Source organism: Devosia litorisediminis, from assembly GCF_018334155.1.
Taxonomy (GTDB): Bacteria; Pseudomonadota; Alphaproteobacteria; order Rhizobiales; family Devosiaceae; genus Devosia; species Devosia litorisediminis.
On record NZ_JAGXTP010000001.1, the window covers coordinates 1,827,548 to 1,842,823 of the forward strand.

At 61.4% G+C, this 15,276-nt stretch carries 16 protein-coding genes and 2 tRNA genes; 9 read left to right on the forward strand and 9 right to left on the reverse strand.

Annotated elements, in window-relative coordinates:
• Positions 1–11: 11 nt before the first annotated feature.
• Entirely contained in the window at positions 12–1,058 is a 1,047-nt protein-coding gene (locus KD146_RS08735) for a 3-carboxy-cis,cis-muconate cycloisomerase (protein WP_212658298.1), read from the forward strand.
• A gap of 24 nt (positions 1,059–1,082) precedes the next feature.
• Here KD146_RS08735 and KD146_RS08740 read toward each other — a convergent pair whose 3' ends face one another.
• The gene (locus KD146_RS08740; protein ID WP_212658299.1) at positions 1,083–1,577 is read right to left on the reverse strand and encodes an ArsR/SmtB family transcription factor; all 495 of its coding nucleotides are present in this window, start codon (positions 1,575–1,577) and stop codon (positions 1,083–1,085) included.
• A gap of 200 nt (positions 1,578–1,777) precedes the next feature.
• Here KD146_RS08740 and trhA point away from each other — a divergent pair, with 200 nt between their 5' ends.
• On the forward strand, positions 1,778–2,458 hold the full coding sequence (gene trhA, locus KD146_RS08745; protein WP_212658300.1) for a PAQR family membrane homeostasis protein TrhA: 681 nt from the start codon (positions 1,778–1,780) through the stop codon (positions 2,456–2,458).
• Here trhA and KD146_RS08750 read toward each other — a convergent pair.
• Both KD146_RS08750 and KD146_RS08755 read right to left on the reverse strand, forming a co-directional pair.
• Complete coding sequence (locus tag KD146_RS08750; RefSeq protein ID WP_212658301.1) at positions 2,455–2,937, reverse strand: DUF192 domain-containing protein; 483 nt, start codon at positions 2,935–2,937, stop codon at positions 2,455–2,457. The genes trhA and KD146_RS08750 overlap by 4 nt on opposite strands.
• 10 nt (positions 2,938–2,947) lie before the next feature.
• Entirely contained in the window at positions 2,948–3,571 is a 624-nt protein-coding gene (locus KD146_RS08755; protein WP_212658302.1) for a cold-shock protein, read from the reverse strand.
• 183 nt (positions 3,572–3,754) lie between these two features.
• On the opposite strand from KD146_RS08755, the gene KD146_RS08760 reads away from it, so the two are divergent.
• From KD146_RS08760 to KD146_RS08790, 7 genes are all read left to right on the forward strand, one after another.
• Positions 3,755–4,171: a VOC family protein gene (locus tag KD146_RS08760; protein ID WP_212658303.1), complete on the forward strand. Its 417-nt coding sequence runs from the start codon at positions 3,755–3,757 to the stop codon at positions 4,169–4,171.
• Positions 4,172–4,342: 171 nt separating this feature from the next.
• Positions 4,343–4,819, forward strand: a complete 477-nt coding sequence (locus KD146_RS08765; protein ID WP_212658304.1) for a YcbK family protein — start codon at positions 4,343–4,345, stop codon at positions 4,817–4,819.
• Positions 4,820–4,891: 72 nt separating this feature from the next.
• Positions 4,892–4,966, forward strand: a tRNA-Glu gene (locus KD146_RS08770).
• Positions 4,967–5,015: 49 nt separating this feature from the next.
• Positions 5,016–5,090, forward strand: a tRNA-Glu gene (locus tag KD146_RS08775).
• A gap of 208 nt (positions 5,091–5,298) precedes the next feature.
• Complete coding sequence (locus KD146_RS08780) at positions 5,299–5,841, forward strand: sigma-70 family RNA polymerase sigma factor (protein ID WP_249327624.1); 543 nt, start codon at positions 5,299–5,301, stop codon at positions 5,839–5,841.
• On the forward strand, positions 5,838–6,494 hold the full coding sequence (locus KD146_RS08785) for a ChrR family anti-sigma-E factor (protein ID WP_212658305.1): 657 nt from the start codon (positions 5,838–5,840) through the stop codon (positions 6,492–6,494). Before KD146_RS08780 ends, KD146_RS08785 begins: the two co-directional genes overlap by 4 nt.
• Complete coding sequence (locus tag KD146_RS08790; RefSeq protein ID WP_212658306.1) at positions 6,491–7,249, forward strand: SDR family NAD(P)-dependent oxidoreductase; 759 nt, start codon at positions 6,491–6,493, stop codon at positions 7,247–7,249. The genes KD146_RS08785 and KD146_RS08790 overlap by 4 nt, the downstream gene beginning before the upstream one ends.
• A gap of 70 nt (positions 7,250–7,319) precedes the next feature.
• Here the strand turns inward: KD146_RS08790 and KD146_RS08795 are convergent, their stop codons facing one another.
• The 6 genes from KD146_RS08795 to KD146_RS08820 form a co-directional block, all read right to left on the reverse strand.
• Positions 7,320–8,555, reverse strand: a complete 1,236-nt coding sequence (locus KD146_RS08795) for an SAM-dependent methyltransferase (protein ID WP_249327625.1) — start codon at positions 8,553–8,555, stop codon at positions 7,320–7,322.
• Positions 8,556–8,580: 25 nt separating this feature from the next.
• Positions 8,581–9,372: a DUF1365 domain-containing protein gene (locus tag KD146_RS08800; protein WP_212658307.1), complete on the reverse strand. Its 792-nt coding sequence runs from the start codon at positions 9,370–9,372 to the stop codon at positions 8,581–8,583.
• Positions 9,357–10,691 (reverse strand): NAD(P)/FAD-dependent oxidoreductase, encoded by a 1,335-nt coding sequence (locus KD146_RS08805; protein ID WP_212658308.1) that lies wholly within the window; start codon positions 10,689–10,691, stop codon positions 9,357–9,359. The genes KD146_RS08800 and KD146_RS08805 overlap by 16 nt, the downstream gene beginning before the upstream one ends.
• A 77-nt stretch (positions 10,692–10,768) precedes the next feature.
• Positions 10,769–12,559 (reverse strand): single-stranded-DNA-specific exonuclease RecJ, encoded by a 1,791-nt coding sequence (gene recJ, locus KD146_RS08810; RefSeq protein WP_212658309.1) that lies wholly within the window; start codon positions 12,557–12,559, stop codon positions 10,769–10,771.
• 78 nt (positions 12,560–12,637) lie between these two features.
• Positions 12,638–13,624 carry a class II fructose-bisphosphatase gene (gene glpX, locus KD146_RS08815; RefSeq protein ID WP_212658310.1) on the reverse strand — a complete coding sequence of 329 codons (987 nt, stop codon included), beginning with the start codon at positions 13,622–13,624 and terminating at the stop codon, positions 12,638–12,640.
• 34 nt (positions 13,625–13,658) lie between these two features.
• On the reverse strand, positions 13,659–14,999 hold the full coding sequence (locus tag KD146_RS08820) for a homoserine dehydrogenase (RefSeq protein WP_249327803.1): 1,341 nt from the start codon (positions 14,997–14,999) through the stop codon (positions 13,659–13,661).
• Positions 15,000–15,276: the final 277 nt, after the last annotated feature.

Genomic DNA, 15,276 nt, shown 5'->3' on the forward strand with positions numbered 1-15,276 from the left:
AGCCAAGACGAATGAGCCTTCTAAACACAGCGCTGTTTGCCGATCCCGAGCTGGACGCCCTGCTCGACGACAATGCCCATCTGGCAGCAATCGTGCACTTTGAGGCCATGCTGGCCAGTGCCAGCGCCAGCGAAGGGCTGGTTCCGGACCAAGCGGCCCGAGCGATCAGCGACAGCCTGGCCAATGTCCGGCTCGATACGGCGGCGCTGGCGGCGGGTCTGGCCAAGGATGGCGTGGTGGTGCCGGCACTGGTCAAGGCATTGCGGGCCGGTTTGCCCGAGGCCAGCCGGTCCTATCTGCATTATGGCGCCACCAGTCAGGATGCCATCGATACCGCGTGGATGCTGCAACTGGCCCAGATCGTGCCGATGTTGCAGCTGCGCCTGGGCCATATCAGCAGCACACTGGACGGGCTGGCGGTGCAGTTTGGTCGTCAGCGCCTGATGGCGCATACGCGGATGCAGGCGGCCCTGCCTATAACGCTCGCCGACAAACTGCAGGGCTGGCAGCGGATTATTGATGAATGTAGCAGCGGGCTGACCTTTGCCGCCAAGCGCGCACTGGCGGTTCAACTGGGCGGGCCGGTCGGCAATCGTGCCAGTTTCGAGGGCAAAGGCGATGCCATCGCTGCGCGGCTGGCTGAACTACTGGGGCTGGCGGACGCGCCGGCCTGGCATGGCAATCGCGTTGCGCTGTGTCGGCTGGGCGCCGAACTGGCCGGGCTCAGCGGCGCACTGGGCAAGCTGGGCACCGATATCGCCCTGATGACGCAGAGCGAAGTGGGCCAGGCAGCCATCAGCGGCGGCGGCGGCTCTTCAGCCATGGCGCACAAGAACAATCCGGTGGAGGCCGAAATACTGGTGAGTCTGGCGCGGCACAGTGCGGGCAATCTGGGCACGCTCTACCAGGCACTGGTGCATGAGAATGAACGCTCGGGCGCGGCCTGGACACTGGAATGGCTTACCCTGCCCGCCATTGTGCGCGATGCTGGCAGCGGTTTGCTGGTTGCGCAGCGTCTGCTGGGGCGACTGAGCTTTCCGGCTCAGGACATTGGCTAGGCCGCGCGGTGCGCTCAAAGCATCCTAAAAATCAAAGCCCATCTGCGAGATTGCCGGCGTATCAACCGGGGTCGTAGCCTTGCTCGGTTTGATGGCCTTGGCCGCTTTGGGGGGCTTGGCTGCAACCGGGGTCGGTGTGGGCTCAGACACGACCGCAACTGGCTCCGGAGCCGCTACTGGCGCTGGAATAGCCTGAACGGGCTGCACCTCTGCTGGCGCTGTCTTTGAGACCCTCAGGGCCTCGGTGGGCGCCGGGGTATCCGGCAACAGATTGCCCAGCCAACGTTGCACCGGCGCCAGTTTTTTGGGATGGAGGGCGTAGCGGTTCTCGCGTCCGAACTTGTTTTCGCTGATCAGTCCGGACTGCTTGAGGACGCGCAGATGACGCGAAATCGCCGGACGGCTGATTTTGAAGGCTGCGGCCAGCACGTGAACGGGCTGCGGCCCGTCGCGAAGCAGTTCGATCAGGCGGCAGCGGGTGGGGTCGGCCAGGGCCACGAGGATTGCGATGGGCGGCATGTCTGTTCCAGATCTTGTCCCACGCTGAGTAGGTAACGACAGGGTTACTCGTCAAGCGTGCACTGGACATGCAACCGATTGTTCACCAGATACGTTGGTCTAGGCTTTACGATGTCACGCAAAATGCTGGCATTGAAAGTGACCCCGGCAACAATCTGGTCACATCCCTGCGCGAAGCTCGGAACAGGGAGAATTTGCAAATGCAGAAATCAGTGTCGTCCTATTCGTGGTGGAGCCGTGCCCAGCGGCCCTATACGCCCGCCGAGCTGATTGTCGACGGCATCGTGCACATTCTGGGTCTGGTCGGTGCCATTGCCGCGGGATCGATACTGCTGGCCTTTTCGATCATCGAGGCAGCGCCCGAACTCCCCGCCCTGTTTATCTACATCGGCAGTCTGGTGGCCGTTCTGGGCGTATCGTTGGCCTACAACATCACACCGGTATCACCGATCAAAAAGCTGCTGGCGCGGTTCGACCAGGCAGCGATCTTTTTGTTCATCGCGGGGTCTTACACACCGTTTCTGGCCGTCATGGGCGGGACCACGACCGGCATGCTGATGACGACATTTGTGTGGGGGGCTTCGCTGATCGGCGTCGCACTCAAGCTGATTGTACCCGAGCATTTCGGCCGGTTGGCCATTGCCCTCTATCTGGCCATTGGCTGGAGTGGCATTCTGGTGTTCCAGTCGCTGGCGCAGACCCTGCCGCCCACAACCATGTGGCTGCTGCTGGCCGGTGGCGTCACCTATTCCCTCGGAATCATTTTCCACCTTTGGGAAAAGCTCAAGTTCCAGAACGCATTATGGCATGTGTTCGTGGTCGGCGGCGCCAGTCTGCATCTGTGGGCCGTCATCGACTTCATGGTCATCCACCGCTTCTAATCGAGCGGCGCACTGACGCGTTCATGCTCCATGATGTCGCCGGGCTTAAGGCCAAGTTCGACCGAGCGCCCACCCGGAATTTCCAGCACGAACTGCACCGGCACGTTTGACGGGATCGATGTCGGATCCTGTGGCCGTGCGTTGACGTGGATGGTTTTGACCACACCGTCAGCGCCAACGAAAATCATGTCGAGCGGGATGAAGGTGTTGCGCATCCAGAACGAGACTTCGCGCTCCTGCTTGAAATCGAACAGCATGCCGGCATCGTCAGCCAGATCCTGAACAAACATCAGGCCTTTGGCACGGGTCTCGGGCGTATCGACGACTTCAACATTGAAAGCGTGCTCACCGCTCGAGGTATGCAGCACGAGTCGGCCTTCGTCGCTGCAGGCTGCCAGGGGGGCGGCTACCGCCAACACAGCCAGCAACGCACCGGCGCGTCGCAGCACCGGGGCAAAGCCTTGGGCAATCAATGTCATGGGTTGGTTCCTAGTGCGAGGACGGAGCGTCGCCCCAACCATCGGGTCGAATTTCGGCGACCATAAGGCCTTTGGGGCCATTGCCATAGCGCACCAGAACGAACTGACCGGGCCGCAATTCGGTGATGCCGAAGCGGCGCAGGGTTTCCATGTGCACGAAGATATCAGGGGTGCCCTCGCCCGCAGACAGGAAGCCAAAGCCGCGAATACGGTTGAACCATTTGACCTCAAGGCGAACCATGCCCGAGGTCGGCTCAACCACAACATGAGTCCGCGGCGCGGGCATCTGAGCGGGGTGTATGGCTGTTGATTCGTCCATCGAGACGATACGGAAGGCTTGCAGGCCGCCGGGCCGGTTGAGCGCTTCAACAACGATCCGGGCACCTTCATGGGCACTTTGATAGCCATCGCGGCGCAGGCAGGTCACGTGCAGCAGAACATCGGGCATGCCATTGTCGGGCACGATGAAGCCAAATCCCTTGCCGGCGTCGAACCATTTGATGGCCCCGGCAATCTCAATGGTATCAAGCCCGGCATCGGCAGAACTGTTCGCGGTATCGCCGCGCGTCATCGCACTTGTCTCTCGCGGCAAGCCCAAGGGCTCATCGCCGTCGCCACCAGAATTGGCCCCCATCGTCCCACAGCCCTTTTGTACTCGCCCCGCCGCTGCGAGGTACTCCACACTGGACACAGTCTGTCCGATTCAACGCCACTTGTTAAGCATGTCTTAGGATTTTGTTGTAGCCGGCTCCGGTTGCGGCGCAGGAGCGCGCTTGCTAGGCCAGTGGCAACAGCATTCAGCTCGGAGGAAAACACCATGCAATACCTGCACACAATGGTTCGCGTGACCAATGTTGAAGACAGTTTGCGCTTTTACTGCAACGGCTTGGGCCTTGAAGAGGTCAAGCGCACCGACAATGAAAAGGGCCGCTTCACGCTGATCTTTCTGCGCGCGCCTGGCGATAGCGGCGGCGAGGTAGAGCTCACCTACAACTGGGACCCCGAGGAATATTCGGGCGGCCGAAATTTCGGTCACCTGGCCTATCGCGTCAAAGATATCTACGCGCTGTGCCAACATCTGAGCGATATGGGCGTGGTCATCAACCGCCCGCCCCGCGACGGTCACATGGCGTTTGTGCGCTCGCCGGACGGTATTTCGATCGAACTTATCCAGGACGGCGACCTGCCGCCGCAGGAGCCCTGGCTGTCCATGCCCAATACGGGTTCGTGGTAACAGCTGAGCGCTATCGGCTAGCACACTGCTAGCATCGAGACGTGCATGACTAACGTTTCGCTAACCGTGCTGCTTAGGCTGCGGTTAGCGAAACTGATCGTATTTTAGAAACTTCAGTGACAGGCCTTTTGCCCGTCGCACGAGAGCAAATCTGGTTTCTCGGAAGTCGCCATGTTCAGCCCCCTTCGTTCCATCGCCGCCATCGCTGTCTGCGCCCTGTCGCTGACGGCCTGCGTCCCCATGGCCATGTTTGCCAGCTCCAGTGGCTCAAGCTACGCGAGCAAACGCAATGACTGGGGAACCTATGTCGCGAGCAAGGAAGTCAATGCGCTGTGCCTGTCGCCGAAGTTGCGATTCCTGATCTGGGAGTTCGAGGGGCATTTCGGGCGCAAGGTGATCATGAGTTCGGGCTATCGTGACAGCAGCCACAATGCGGCGGCTGGCGGCGCGGACAATTCCTATCATACCAAATGTATGGCCGCGGACTTCTACATTCCGGGCGTGGACAAGCGGGACATGATCCTGTTCGCAATGCGGACAAATGCCGTTGGCGGGCTGGGTTGCTATCCGGGCCGACAGTTCATTCATGTGGACGTTCGGGACCGTCCACGCGGCTATAATCGGCCGGTCACATTCTCGGGCTGTTAAAAAAAGTTCGAATGAGTGCGCAAATGGGTTGCACAACCGAAATGACCCAATTATACGACCGGCAGCGCTTAAGCGCCCTTCGTCTATCGGTTAGGACGGCACCCTTTCACGGTGCAGAGAGGGGTTCGATTCCCCTAGGGCGTACCACTCCTTCTTTCAGGAGGACGGTGCAAATTATGTCGCAGATTCTGTGTATGCGCCCATCGTCTATCGGTTAGGACGGCACCCTCTCACGGTGCAGAGCGGGGTTCGATTCCCCGTGGGCGTACCAGGACCTTTCTCCTCCCCGATTTATCTCTTCCGGCCACACGCTGTTCACGGCGATCTGGCTGGCGCACGGCGTTTTGCGCGCGCCATACCGTTTTTGATTGATCCGGCTTCCACCTGCCTCCGTAGAAGGGCTGACAGGTGTGGAGAAGACGATGTATGCCTTGAGCATGACTCAACCAAAGACCGGGTACCAACCCGGGGCGGTACAGATGGACGATCCCACAAGCCTGCTGCTGCGCGTAGCGCAGTCACGTGACCGATCGGCCCTGGCGGCGCTGTTCAACCATTTTGGACCACGCATCAAATCAATGATGCTCAAGCTTGGCGCCGGCGAGGCGCTGGCCGAGGATCTGGTGCAGGAAACATTTGTGTCAGTCTGGCGCAAGGCGGCCCTGTATTCCAACCAGCGGGGGGCGGCGAGCACATGGATATTCACCATTGCCCGCAATCTGCGGATCGACCAACTGCGGCGGCAATCGAACAAGCCGTATGAGGACCTCGAAAACCTCGAACTGGCCAGTGACGCTCCCAATGGCAGCGTATTGGCCGAACAGAATCAGGTGATCGACCGCGTCACAGCGGCGCTGACCGCCCTGCCAGCAGAACAACAGGAAGTCGTGCGCCTGAGTTTCATCCACGACATGCCACACGCCCAGATCGCCGAAACCATTGGCGTTCCCCTGGGTACCGTAAAATCGCGACTTCGCCTCGCCTATGGACGGCTCCGGCCCATGCTGGAGGACCTACAATGACAGTGAACCACCACCCCGACATTACAACGCTGATGGCCTTTAGCGCCGGTACGCTGGACGAACCCTATGCAGCCGTGATCGCGACGCATCTGGCCATGTCCGAAGGCGGCCGTGAATCGCTGCGCCATATCAACACCATTGGTGGCGCGCTGCTGAACGCCGAACCCAAGGCCGAAATGGCCAAGGGCTCGTTGGACCGCCTGATGGATGCGCTTGGCGATGATGACCGCATTGACGTAACGCCGCATGATGAGCGCCAGAGTGATGATGCCGTGCCCCTGCCCCTGCAACGCTATCTGCCCAAGGGTCTCGGTGGCGTGCGCTGGAAGTGGACCGGCCCCGGTGTAGCCACGGCAGACCTGGCCTGGGGCAGTGATGGTCGCTCGCGGCTCATGCTGCTGCGCGTGGGCGCTGGCCGCCCTGTGCCCGAGCATGGCCATGGCGGGCAGGAACTGACCCTGATCCTGTCAGGTGCCTATCGTGACCGTTTTGGCGTGTTCGCCAAGGGTGACATTGCCGATCATGACGAAGACGTCGAGCACCAGCCGATTGCCGAGCCCGGTGACGACTGCATCTGTCTTGTGGCTGTTGATGCCAAGCTGACCTTCCGCGGCCGGCTGATGCGCGCCCTACAGCCCCTGTTTGGCCTATGAGTATGCAACCGGGCGTTGCGTGGATCATAGGGGGCGGCTCGGGCATTGGCGCAGCCGTGGCGACCCTGCTGGCCAAGCGCGGCTGGACGGTGGCCATCTCTGGCCGCCGCGAGGACAAGCTGGCGGCAGTGGCCAAGGGCCACCCCACCATCAGCCCCTACCCGCTCGACGTGACGGATACCCCTGCCATTGAGGCGACGGTGCACAGGATCGCCGCCGAACTTGGCCGGATCGACCTGTTCATCTTTGGCGCCGCCGCCTGGCAGCCCATGGATGTCGGCGATTATGATTATGAGAAGTTCGCCAAGGTTGTGGATACCAATTATCTGGGCGTGCTGCGGATGGCCAATCCGGTGATTGCGCAGATGGAGCGCCAGGGTGGCGGCCATTTCTCGGTGATTGCGTCAGTGGCGGGCTATTTTGGTCTGCCGCGCTCGGCGGCCTATTCCTCGACCAAGGCTGGCCTGATCAATCTGCTCGAGACCATGCGCACCGAACTGGCGCCACGCCATATCAAGGTCCGGATGATTGCACCGGGCTTTGTCAAATCTGAGCTGACCGACAAGAACGACTTCCCCATGCCGTTTCTGATGGAAACCGACGAGGCAGCGAAGCGGATCGTGGACGGGCTGACCCAGTCTGACCGTTTCGAGATCGCCTTCCCTAAACGCATGGTCTGGCTGATGAAGACCGTACGCTGGCTGCCCTATCCGGTGTTTTTCTGGCTCACCAGCAAGATGCTGCCCAAGGATTAGCAAACCGCCATCTGGCGCAACAAAAAGGCCCGCATTCGTGCGGGCCTTTTTATATCCAGTGGTGTGCTACCTATTCTGGGCGGCGGTACTGATAGATGCCGACGTCGATAGAGCCCTCGGCAAAGCCAGCCTCGCAATAGCTGAGATAGTAGACCCATTTGCGCTTGAACTCTTCGTCATAGCCAAGCGGAGCAATCATCGGCCAGCGCTCGAGGAAACGCTCGCGCCAAAGCCGCAGTGTCTTGGCATAGGAGAGCCGGAAAGTGTCGACGTTTTCCAGCACGAGATCGTATTTCTCGCCGAATTCGCGCATCACCGTCTTGGTCAGCAGCATGCCGCCGGGGAAGATGTAGCGCTGAATGAAGTCGGGCCCGCTCTTGTAGCCTTCAAAATCGGCTTCATTGATGGTGATCGCCTGAATGGCGGCGGTGCCACCTGGCTTGAGACGATCATGGACTGTCTGGAAATAGCTGTCCCAATTGTCTTCACCAACGGCCTCAATCATCTCGATCGAGCCGATATGATCAAACTGGCCTTCGGTATGGCGATAATCCTCAAAGACCAGGGTCGCGAATTCGTCCAGCCCCTGCTTGGCCAGGCGTTCCTTGCCATATTTGAGCTGCTCGGCCGACAGCGTGATGCCGCGCAGATTGGCCTTGTAATCCTTGGCAACGGTTTCGGCGAAGCCGCCCCAGCCGCAGCCGATTTCCAGCACGGAGGAGCCTTCGGTAACCCCCGCCATATCTGCGACGCGGCGATATTTCTCGCGCTGGGCTTCCTCCAGGCTCTGATCACCAGAAGTGAACACGGCCGAGGAGTAGGTCATGGAGGGGTCGAGCCACTGGCCGTAGAAATCATTGCCCAGATCGTAGTGCTCGGCGATGTTCTTCTTGGAGCCCTCAAGCGTGTTGCGGCGCGACAGGTGATAATGCAGATCACCGGCAGCCTTGCGGAAGAAGCCCGGATTGGCCTGCTCGAACATATCGCGGTTCTGCAGGAAGAAGCGGAACAGCGCAGTGAGGTCATCGACCTCGATATCGCCATTCATGTAGGCCGAGGCAAAACCGACCGTGCCGCGCTGCATGGCTTCGCTGAGCACGCGGAAATTGTTCATCCGCATAACGGAGTGGCCGCCCGTTGCCGGATCGCCGATTGTGCGGGTGCGGCCATTGGGAAAAATCACCGTGACGGCACCGTAGGTCGGTTTGCCGATCAGGGAGACACCAATGCGGTCCACCATCCAGGAAACCAGCCGCGTCCACGGCGTTGCGCCAGTATTGCTATTGTCTATTGCTGTTTTGGTCATTGGCCCCAGAGATCCAACTTGTCTACTAAGCTTGGTGTCCGCGCTTGAGATGACGCCGCAATTTTAGCGTCAAAGGCATGCCTTTAAGCCATAGAAGCAGGGCTTCCCAGTGTATGCCCACGACCACCTTAGCTGTCATAAATGGATATGCAAACAGCAGTTTCAACAAGGTGGCGTCGGTCAGCGGGCGGCGTTCGCCGGCGAAATAAGCGGTCAAAATACCCCCTTCCTGGGTCGACAGGGCGATCCCCAGAAAGACTTCCTGATCTGGCGGGCGGACTGAAAAACGATAACTGCCTTCAAGCGTATTGAAGGGCGAAACGAAAAAAGCCTTTTTGGCCTCGTGGTGGATTTCGGGCGCCTCACCGCTCACCGCGGCCGAATAGAAGTGATGCTCGCCAAAGGTGTTGCTGACCTCATAGGCGAGGAATTTCGTGACCCCATCTGCGTCATCACAATAATAGACGGTTATGGGATTGAAGGCGAAACCGAGCAGGCGCGGATAGGCGAGCATGCGGATGCGGGCAATCGGTCCGGCGCCCGCCGCCTCCGCCTTGCGGCGGATGAAGGCGGCAATGGAGGAGCCGTCACGCGGCCCGAAATCGCCAGTAACCAGCGAGACAAGGTTGAATCGATTCAATGAGAAGAAGCGTAGTTTCTCATCCAGCGCTTCAAGTCTATCAAGATCGACAAGCATGGAGAAAACGCGATAGCGCAGCGCGTGGCGCTTGGGGCGCGCACGCTTGTGCACCACGTCGCCGACATAGATGGCGCCGAGGCGGTGCGGTTCGTCGCTGGGGTCTATTGCGCTGCCCACAGGCTCTGGTCTCCCTCTACCCAGTTATGCGCGATGCGATCACGCTGCTGGGCAACCTGCCAGGGCCGCTGCATGGGGCCGATCCGTTCGGCCACTTCGAGCCCGGCCTGCAGGCCGTCTTCGTGGAAACCATAGCCCATCCAGGCGCCGGCAAACCAGCTGCGCTGGGTGCCCTGCACCTGCCAGAGATCCTTTTGCGCGGCGATGGCGCGCGCGTCGAACAGGGGATGCTGGTAATCGGCCTCGTACTGCACCGTGCCGGGGGCAAAGTCGCGGTGGGGATTGAGCGTGACAAACAGGTCCGTCTTGGTGGGCAGTGGCTGCAGGCTGTTCATCCAATAGGTCAGGCTGAGGCCATCCTCGCCCTGCCCGCCCCGCAGATAGTTCCAGGACGACCACAAATGCTTGCGGCGCGGCATGAAGCTCTTGTCGGTGTGCAGCACGGCATGGTTGTCGGTAAAGCGGAAGGCGCCCAGCACGTTGCGCTCAGCCTCGCTGGTATCGGCCAGCAGCGCCAGCGCCTCATCGGCGTGACAGGCAAACACCACTTGATCAAAGGGGCGACGGCTGCCATCGGCAAAAATCAGTTTTATGCCATCGGCATGGCGGACGACCGAGCGAATGTCGGCATTGAGCACCGTACCAAACGCGTTCTGGGCGGCGATGCGCTGAACATATTGCTGGCTGCCGCCCTGCACGGTGCGCCAGGTCGGGCGATTATTGACCTGCAGCAGCGAGTGGTTGGCGAAGAATTCGATGAAGGTCTTGGCGGGGAAATCGAGCATGCCGCGCGATGGCGTGGACCAGATAGCCGCCGAGATGGGCAGGATGTGATCCTGGATGAAGATGCGCGAATAGCCGAACCGGTCGAGAAACTCGCCAATCGACAGATCGTCCTGACAGGTTGCGATCTGCTGCTCGGCCTTGCGGAAGAAGCGCATGATATCGCTGACCAGCCGCCAATGCTGGGGGCGGATGATGTTGCGGCGCTGGCCAAACAGACCATTGAGATATTCGCCGGAATACTCGCGGGCACCTTCGCCAATCGAGACAGCAAAGCTCATCCATGAGGCCGCTGTGGGCACATCGAGGTGATCAAAGAAGGCGGTCAGATTGGGGTAGTTCTGTTCGTTGTAGACAATGAAGCCGGTATCGACGGCAACCTCACCCTCGGGGGTGCGTGCAGCAACGGTGTTGGCGTGTCCGCCCAAGCGCGCATTGCGCTCGAACACGGTAACGTTTTGAGTCTGGGAAAGCAGCCAAGCCGCTGAAAGTCCTGAGATTCCCGAGCCGATAACGGCGATATTGGTGGCGGTCATAGTCGGGCGTGTCTCCGTCGGGGCCTGTGGGATATCTTACGCAGGCAGTAACGGATTGGATCAGGAAAAAATTTCAATCAACCCTTGGGCTTAGCCAGATCGGTCAGGCGAAACTGGACCTGTTCGCGCCCCTGGTAGTGATCAATGCTCAGGCTGCCGGCAAAGTGCATGGCCGCGTCGTTGCCGCGCAGCAACGCATCCCCAATGGCAGTGCTGGCGGCGCGGAAAGCAATGGCCTTGAGCCGCGCGCCATCTTCAGAGGTCAGGGTGAAGCTGACATGGCCGCCCTTGCCCACGACCTGGGCGAATTTTGCGCGATGGGCGGGAAAGGCAAAGATCGGGCCTGGATTGCCTGAGCCATAGGGCCCGGCGCGTTCGAGATCCTTGACCAGATCAATGCTGGCGCCGCGCGCGGTGAGCGCCGCGTCGATCCTGAGCGCGGTGGCGGCGCGGGCGGCGGCGACGTCAACAGAGAGCGTGCTGGCCAGAAAGGCGCGGAACGGGCCCAACTGGCCGGGCTTGATGGTGATGCCCGCCGCCATGGCGTGGCCGCCGCCCTTGACGATCAGCCCGGTATCGACCGCCTCGATGACGGCGCTGCCCAGGTCAACGCCGGGCATGGAGCGGCCCGAGCCGGTCCCGGTGCCATCGGCATGTAGGGCGATGGCGAAGGTGGGTCGTTCGAAACGATCCTTGAGCCGCGAGGCGATCAGGCCGACCACGCCGGGATGCCAGTTGGCCGAGGCCAGCACCAGCACCGGCGGGCCCTCCCCGCTGCCGATTTCCATTTCGGCGACGGCGACGGCTTCCTCGACGGCTTCGACCTCGATGCGCTGGCGTTCGGCGTTGAGTTCATCAAGGCGGGCGGCAATGGAGAGCGCGTGGTGCTCATCATCAACAGTGAGCAATTCGGTGCCCAGAGCGGCATTGCCGATGCGGCCGCCGGCATTGATGCGCGGACCGATCATAAAGCCCAGATGATAGGGATTGAGCGGGCCCGAAATGCGCGAGGCCAGCGCCAGGGCAGCGATGCCCTGATTGTCGCCGCGGCGGGCCACTTCGAGGCCGCGCACCACAAAGGCACGGTTCAGGCCAACCAGCGGCACCACATCGCACACCGTGCCCAGCGCCACGATGTCGAGCAGCTTGAGCAGATCGGGCAGGCCGGTATCGCCGCGCAGACGCAGCACGCGATTGACCGCCACCAACACCATGAAGGTGACGCCGGCAGCGCAGAGATAGCCGAGCCCGGAGATATCGTCGGGCCGGTTGGGATTGACCAGGGCTGTGGCGTTGGGCAGCTCGTGATCGGCCAGATGATGGTCAATCACCAGCACATCGGCGCCACGCTCACGGGCATGGGCGATGGGCTTGTCGCTGGTGGTGCCGCAGTCGAGCGTGATGATCAGGGTGGCGCCGGCATCGATCAGCTTGTCCATGGCCGCGATATTGGGGCCATAGCCTTCAAAGATGCGGTCGGGGATGTGGACCTGCGGTTCAATGCCGAAATGGCGCAGATAGCGTGCCATCAGCGCGCAAGAGCAGGCGCCGTCGACATCATAGTCGCCAAACAGGGCGACGGATTCATTGTCGGCGACCGCCTTGGCCAGCCGGTCGGCCAGCGCATCCATGGCGGTCAGCGTCGATGGATCGGGCATCAGCCCGCGTATGGTGGGGTCAAGGTGCTTTTCAGCATCGTCGAGTGCCACACCACGGGCGGCCATCACCCGGGCGAGAATTTCAGAAACGCCGGTGCGCTGAGCGATGGCGGTGGCAATGCGGGTGCTGGCCGAATCCAGTCGGTCCATCCAGGCGCGGCCGGTAACCGAGCGGGAGACGTCGAGGAATGGGCGCGGCGCATCGAGCATGGCTCAGAGGTAGGCGATTTGAGAGCGAGTTGAAAGGGCAAGCTTGGCCTCTCCCGGGCGGGGAGAGGCATGGCGTGTTCAGCGGGCGTGGCGCGCCTTGATCCAGCGCACGGTCTGACTCCAGGAGCGCATGACGACCGTGCTGGTCTCCACCGAATGGCGGCGCAGCCGGATGCCGTCGAGCAAGGTGCCATCGGTGACGCCGGTCGCGGCCACCAGCACATCGCCAGCGGCCAGTTCGGTAACGTCATAGATACGGTTGGCGTCGGTAATGCCCATTTCGACGGCCCGCGCGCGCTTTTCGGGGGTGTCCAGGATCAGCTTGCCCTGCATCTGGCCACCTATACAGCGCAGTGCTGCAGCCGCCAGAACGCCTTCAGGCGCGCCGCCGGAGCCGAGATAGATATCGATGCCGGTATCCTCGGTGCTGACCGCATGTATTACGCCCGCAATGTCGCCATCGCTGATCAGCTTGACGGCGACGCCGGTACCGCGCAGTTCCTCGATCAGCGCCGCGTGGCGCGGACGATCGAGCACGATGGCCGTGATCTCGCTGAGCGGGACGCCCTTGGCCTTGGCCAGCGCGTTGACGTTCTCGGTGGCCGTCCAGTCGATATTGACGGTGCCCCTGGGGTATTCGGCGCCAATGGCGATCTTGTGCATATAGACGTTGCGGGCGACGTTGAGCAGGCCGCCTCGTTCAGCCATGGCGAGCACAACGATGGAATCGGGCTGATTCTTGGCGCACAGCGTCACGCCTTCGAGCGGATCAACGGCGATATCGACTTCAGGACCGCTGCCCAGACCCACGGCCTGGCCGATGTAAAGATCGTCGCATTCGTGCTGCTCGCCCTCGCCTATGACGATGCGGCCAGAGATGGCGACGGTGTCGAGTTCGGCCTTCATGGCCTGCACAGCGGCATCATCGGCAGCTTTTTCGTCGCCCTTGCCGCGCCATTCGGCAGCAGCGATGGCAGCGCGTTCGGTGACGCGCACCAGTTCCAGGGTCAGGCTGCGGTGCAGATTGGCGGGGGTCTTGGTCCCCTCGACCTTACTGAGCTTCATATGTCCTCCCGGGGCCTGATTGCCCCGGCGGGGCTCAGAGTTGTTCGATCCGGATCAATTGCGGTTCACCCACGATAAACCCGTCAGAGGCGATCTGCGCAAGCGATTCACGCACCGCCGATTCTAAAGTCTGTTGAGTTATCATCACCACGGTACGCGTTGGCGAGCCATCCGGCGCTACAGCTTTGGCACTCAAATCAGACCGCTGGATGACGCTATCGATGGAAATGCCGCGCTCGCCCATGCGGGTGGCGATACCTGCCAGGGCGCCGGGCACGTCCTTGGCACTGAGGCGGATGTAGTAGCCGCCATCATGGGCACGCATGGCCGCCTCGCGATAGGGCAGCAGTTCATCGCTCGGCACGCCGAGCGGCGGCACGCGGGTGCCGCGGGCTATGTCGAGAATGTCGGAGAGCACCGAGGATGCCGTGGGCGGGCCACCGGCGCCGGGGCCAGCAAGCAGCAATTCGTGGACGTGATCGGTTTCGAGGGCAACTGCGTTCATCACGCCGTCGACGCCAGCAATGGCGCTGCCTCGGGGTACGAAGGTGGGGTGAACGCGCTGCTCGATGCCGTCGTCGGTGCGCTGGGCAATGCCCAGCAGCTTGATCTTGTAGCCGAGGTCGGCGGCGACCTGAATGTCGTGCTGGGTGATGCCGGTAATGCCTTCAACCCGGATCTTGTCGGGGGCCAGTTCATAGCCAAAGCAGAGCGTGGCGAGAATGGCGAGCTTGTGGGCGGTGTCATAGCCTTCCACGTCAAAGGTCGGGTCGGCTTCGGCATAGCCGAGCGCCTGCGCATCCTTGAGGCAATCGGCAAAGGAGATGTCCTCATTGCCCATGCGCGTCAGAATGTAGTTGCAGGTGCCGTTCATGATGCCGAACACCTTGGCGATGCGGGCAGAGCCCAGACCTTCGCGCAGCGTCTTGATGACTGGTATGCCGCCGGCGACCGCAGCCTCAAAACCCAGCTGTGCGCCGGTTTCCTCGGCCAGCTTGGCCAGTTCGGTACCGTGCTTGGCCAGCAATGCCTTATTGGCAGTGACCACGGGGCGCCCGATTTCAAGCGCCGCCTTGACCGAAGCCAGTGCGGGACCGTCTTCGCCGCCGATCAGTTCGACAAACAGGTCAATGCCATCCGATTTGGCCAGCGCCACCGGATCATCGAACCAGTCGAGGCCGGTAATGTCGATGCCGCGATCGCGCGAACGCGAGCGGGCGGCAACAGCGGTGACCACCAACTGTCGGCCAAGCTTCTTGGTGAGCTCGGCGCCATCCTTTTGCAGAATGCTGACCAGTGTCGCGCCAACATTGCCCAGCCCGGCCACGCCAACGCGCAGCGGTGGCAGTGCTTCGCCATCACCGAACTCCTGCATCGCCTTGAGAATGCGGGTGCGGGTTTCCGAACGGGGCTCACGGCCCTCGCGCAGATCGAACACGAACAGCGGATCGCCGGCAACGGTGCGGCCGAAGCGGGTCGGCGTCCAGCCGCGTGCGGAGATGAAAGTTTCGACGGCTTGGCGGAAAGACTGGATATCACTCATGGTGGCGACATCTGCATAGGAATATGCCTAGCCGTCAATAGGAGTTTGCCCAGAACCCCATATGATGCGGGCCATACCGCCCTTGCAGTGACGGTATGGCCCGATTTTC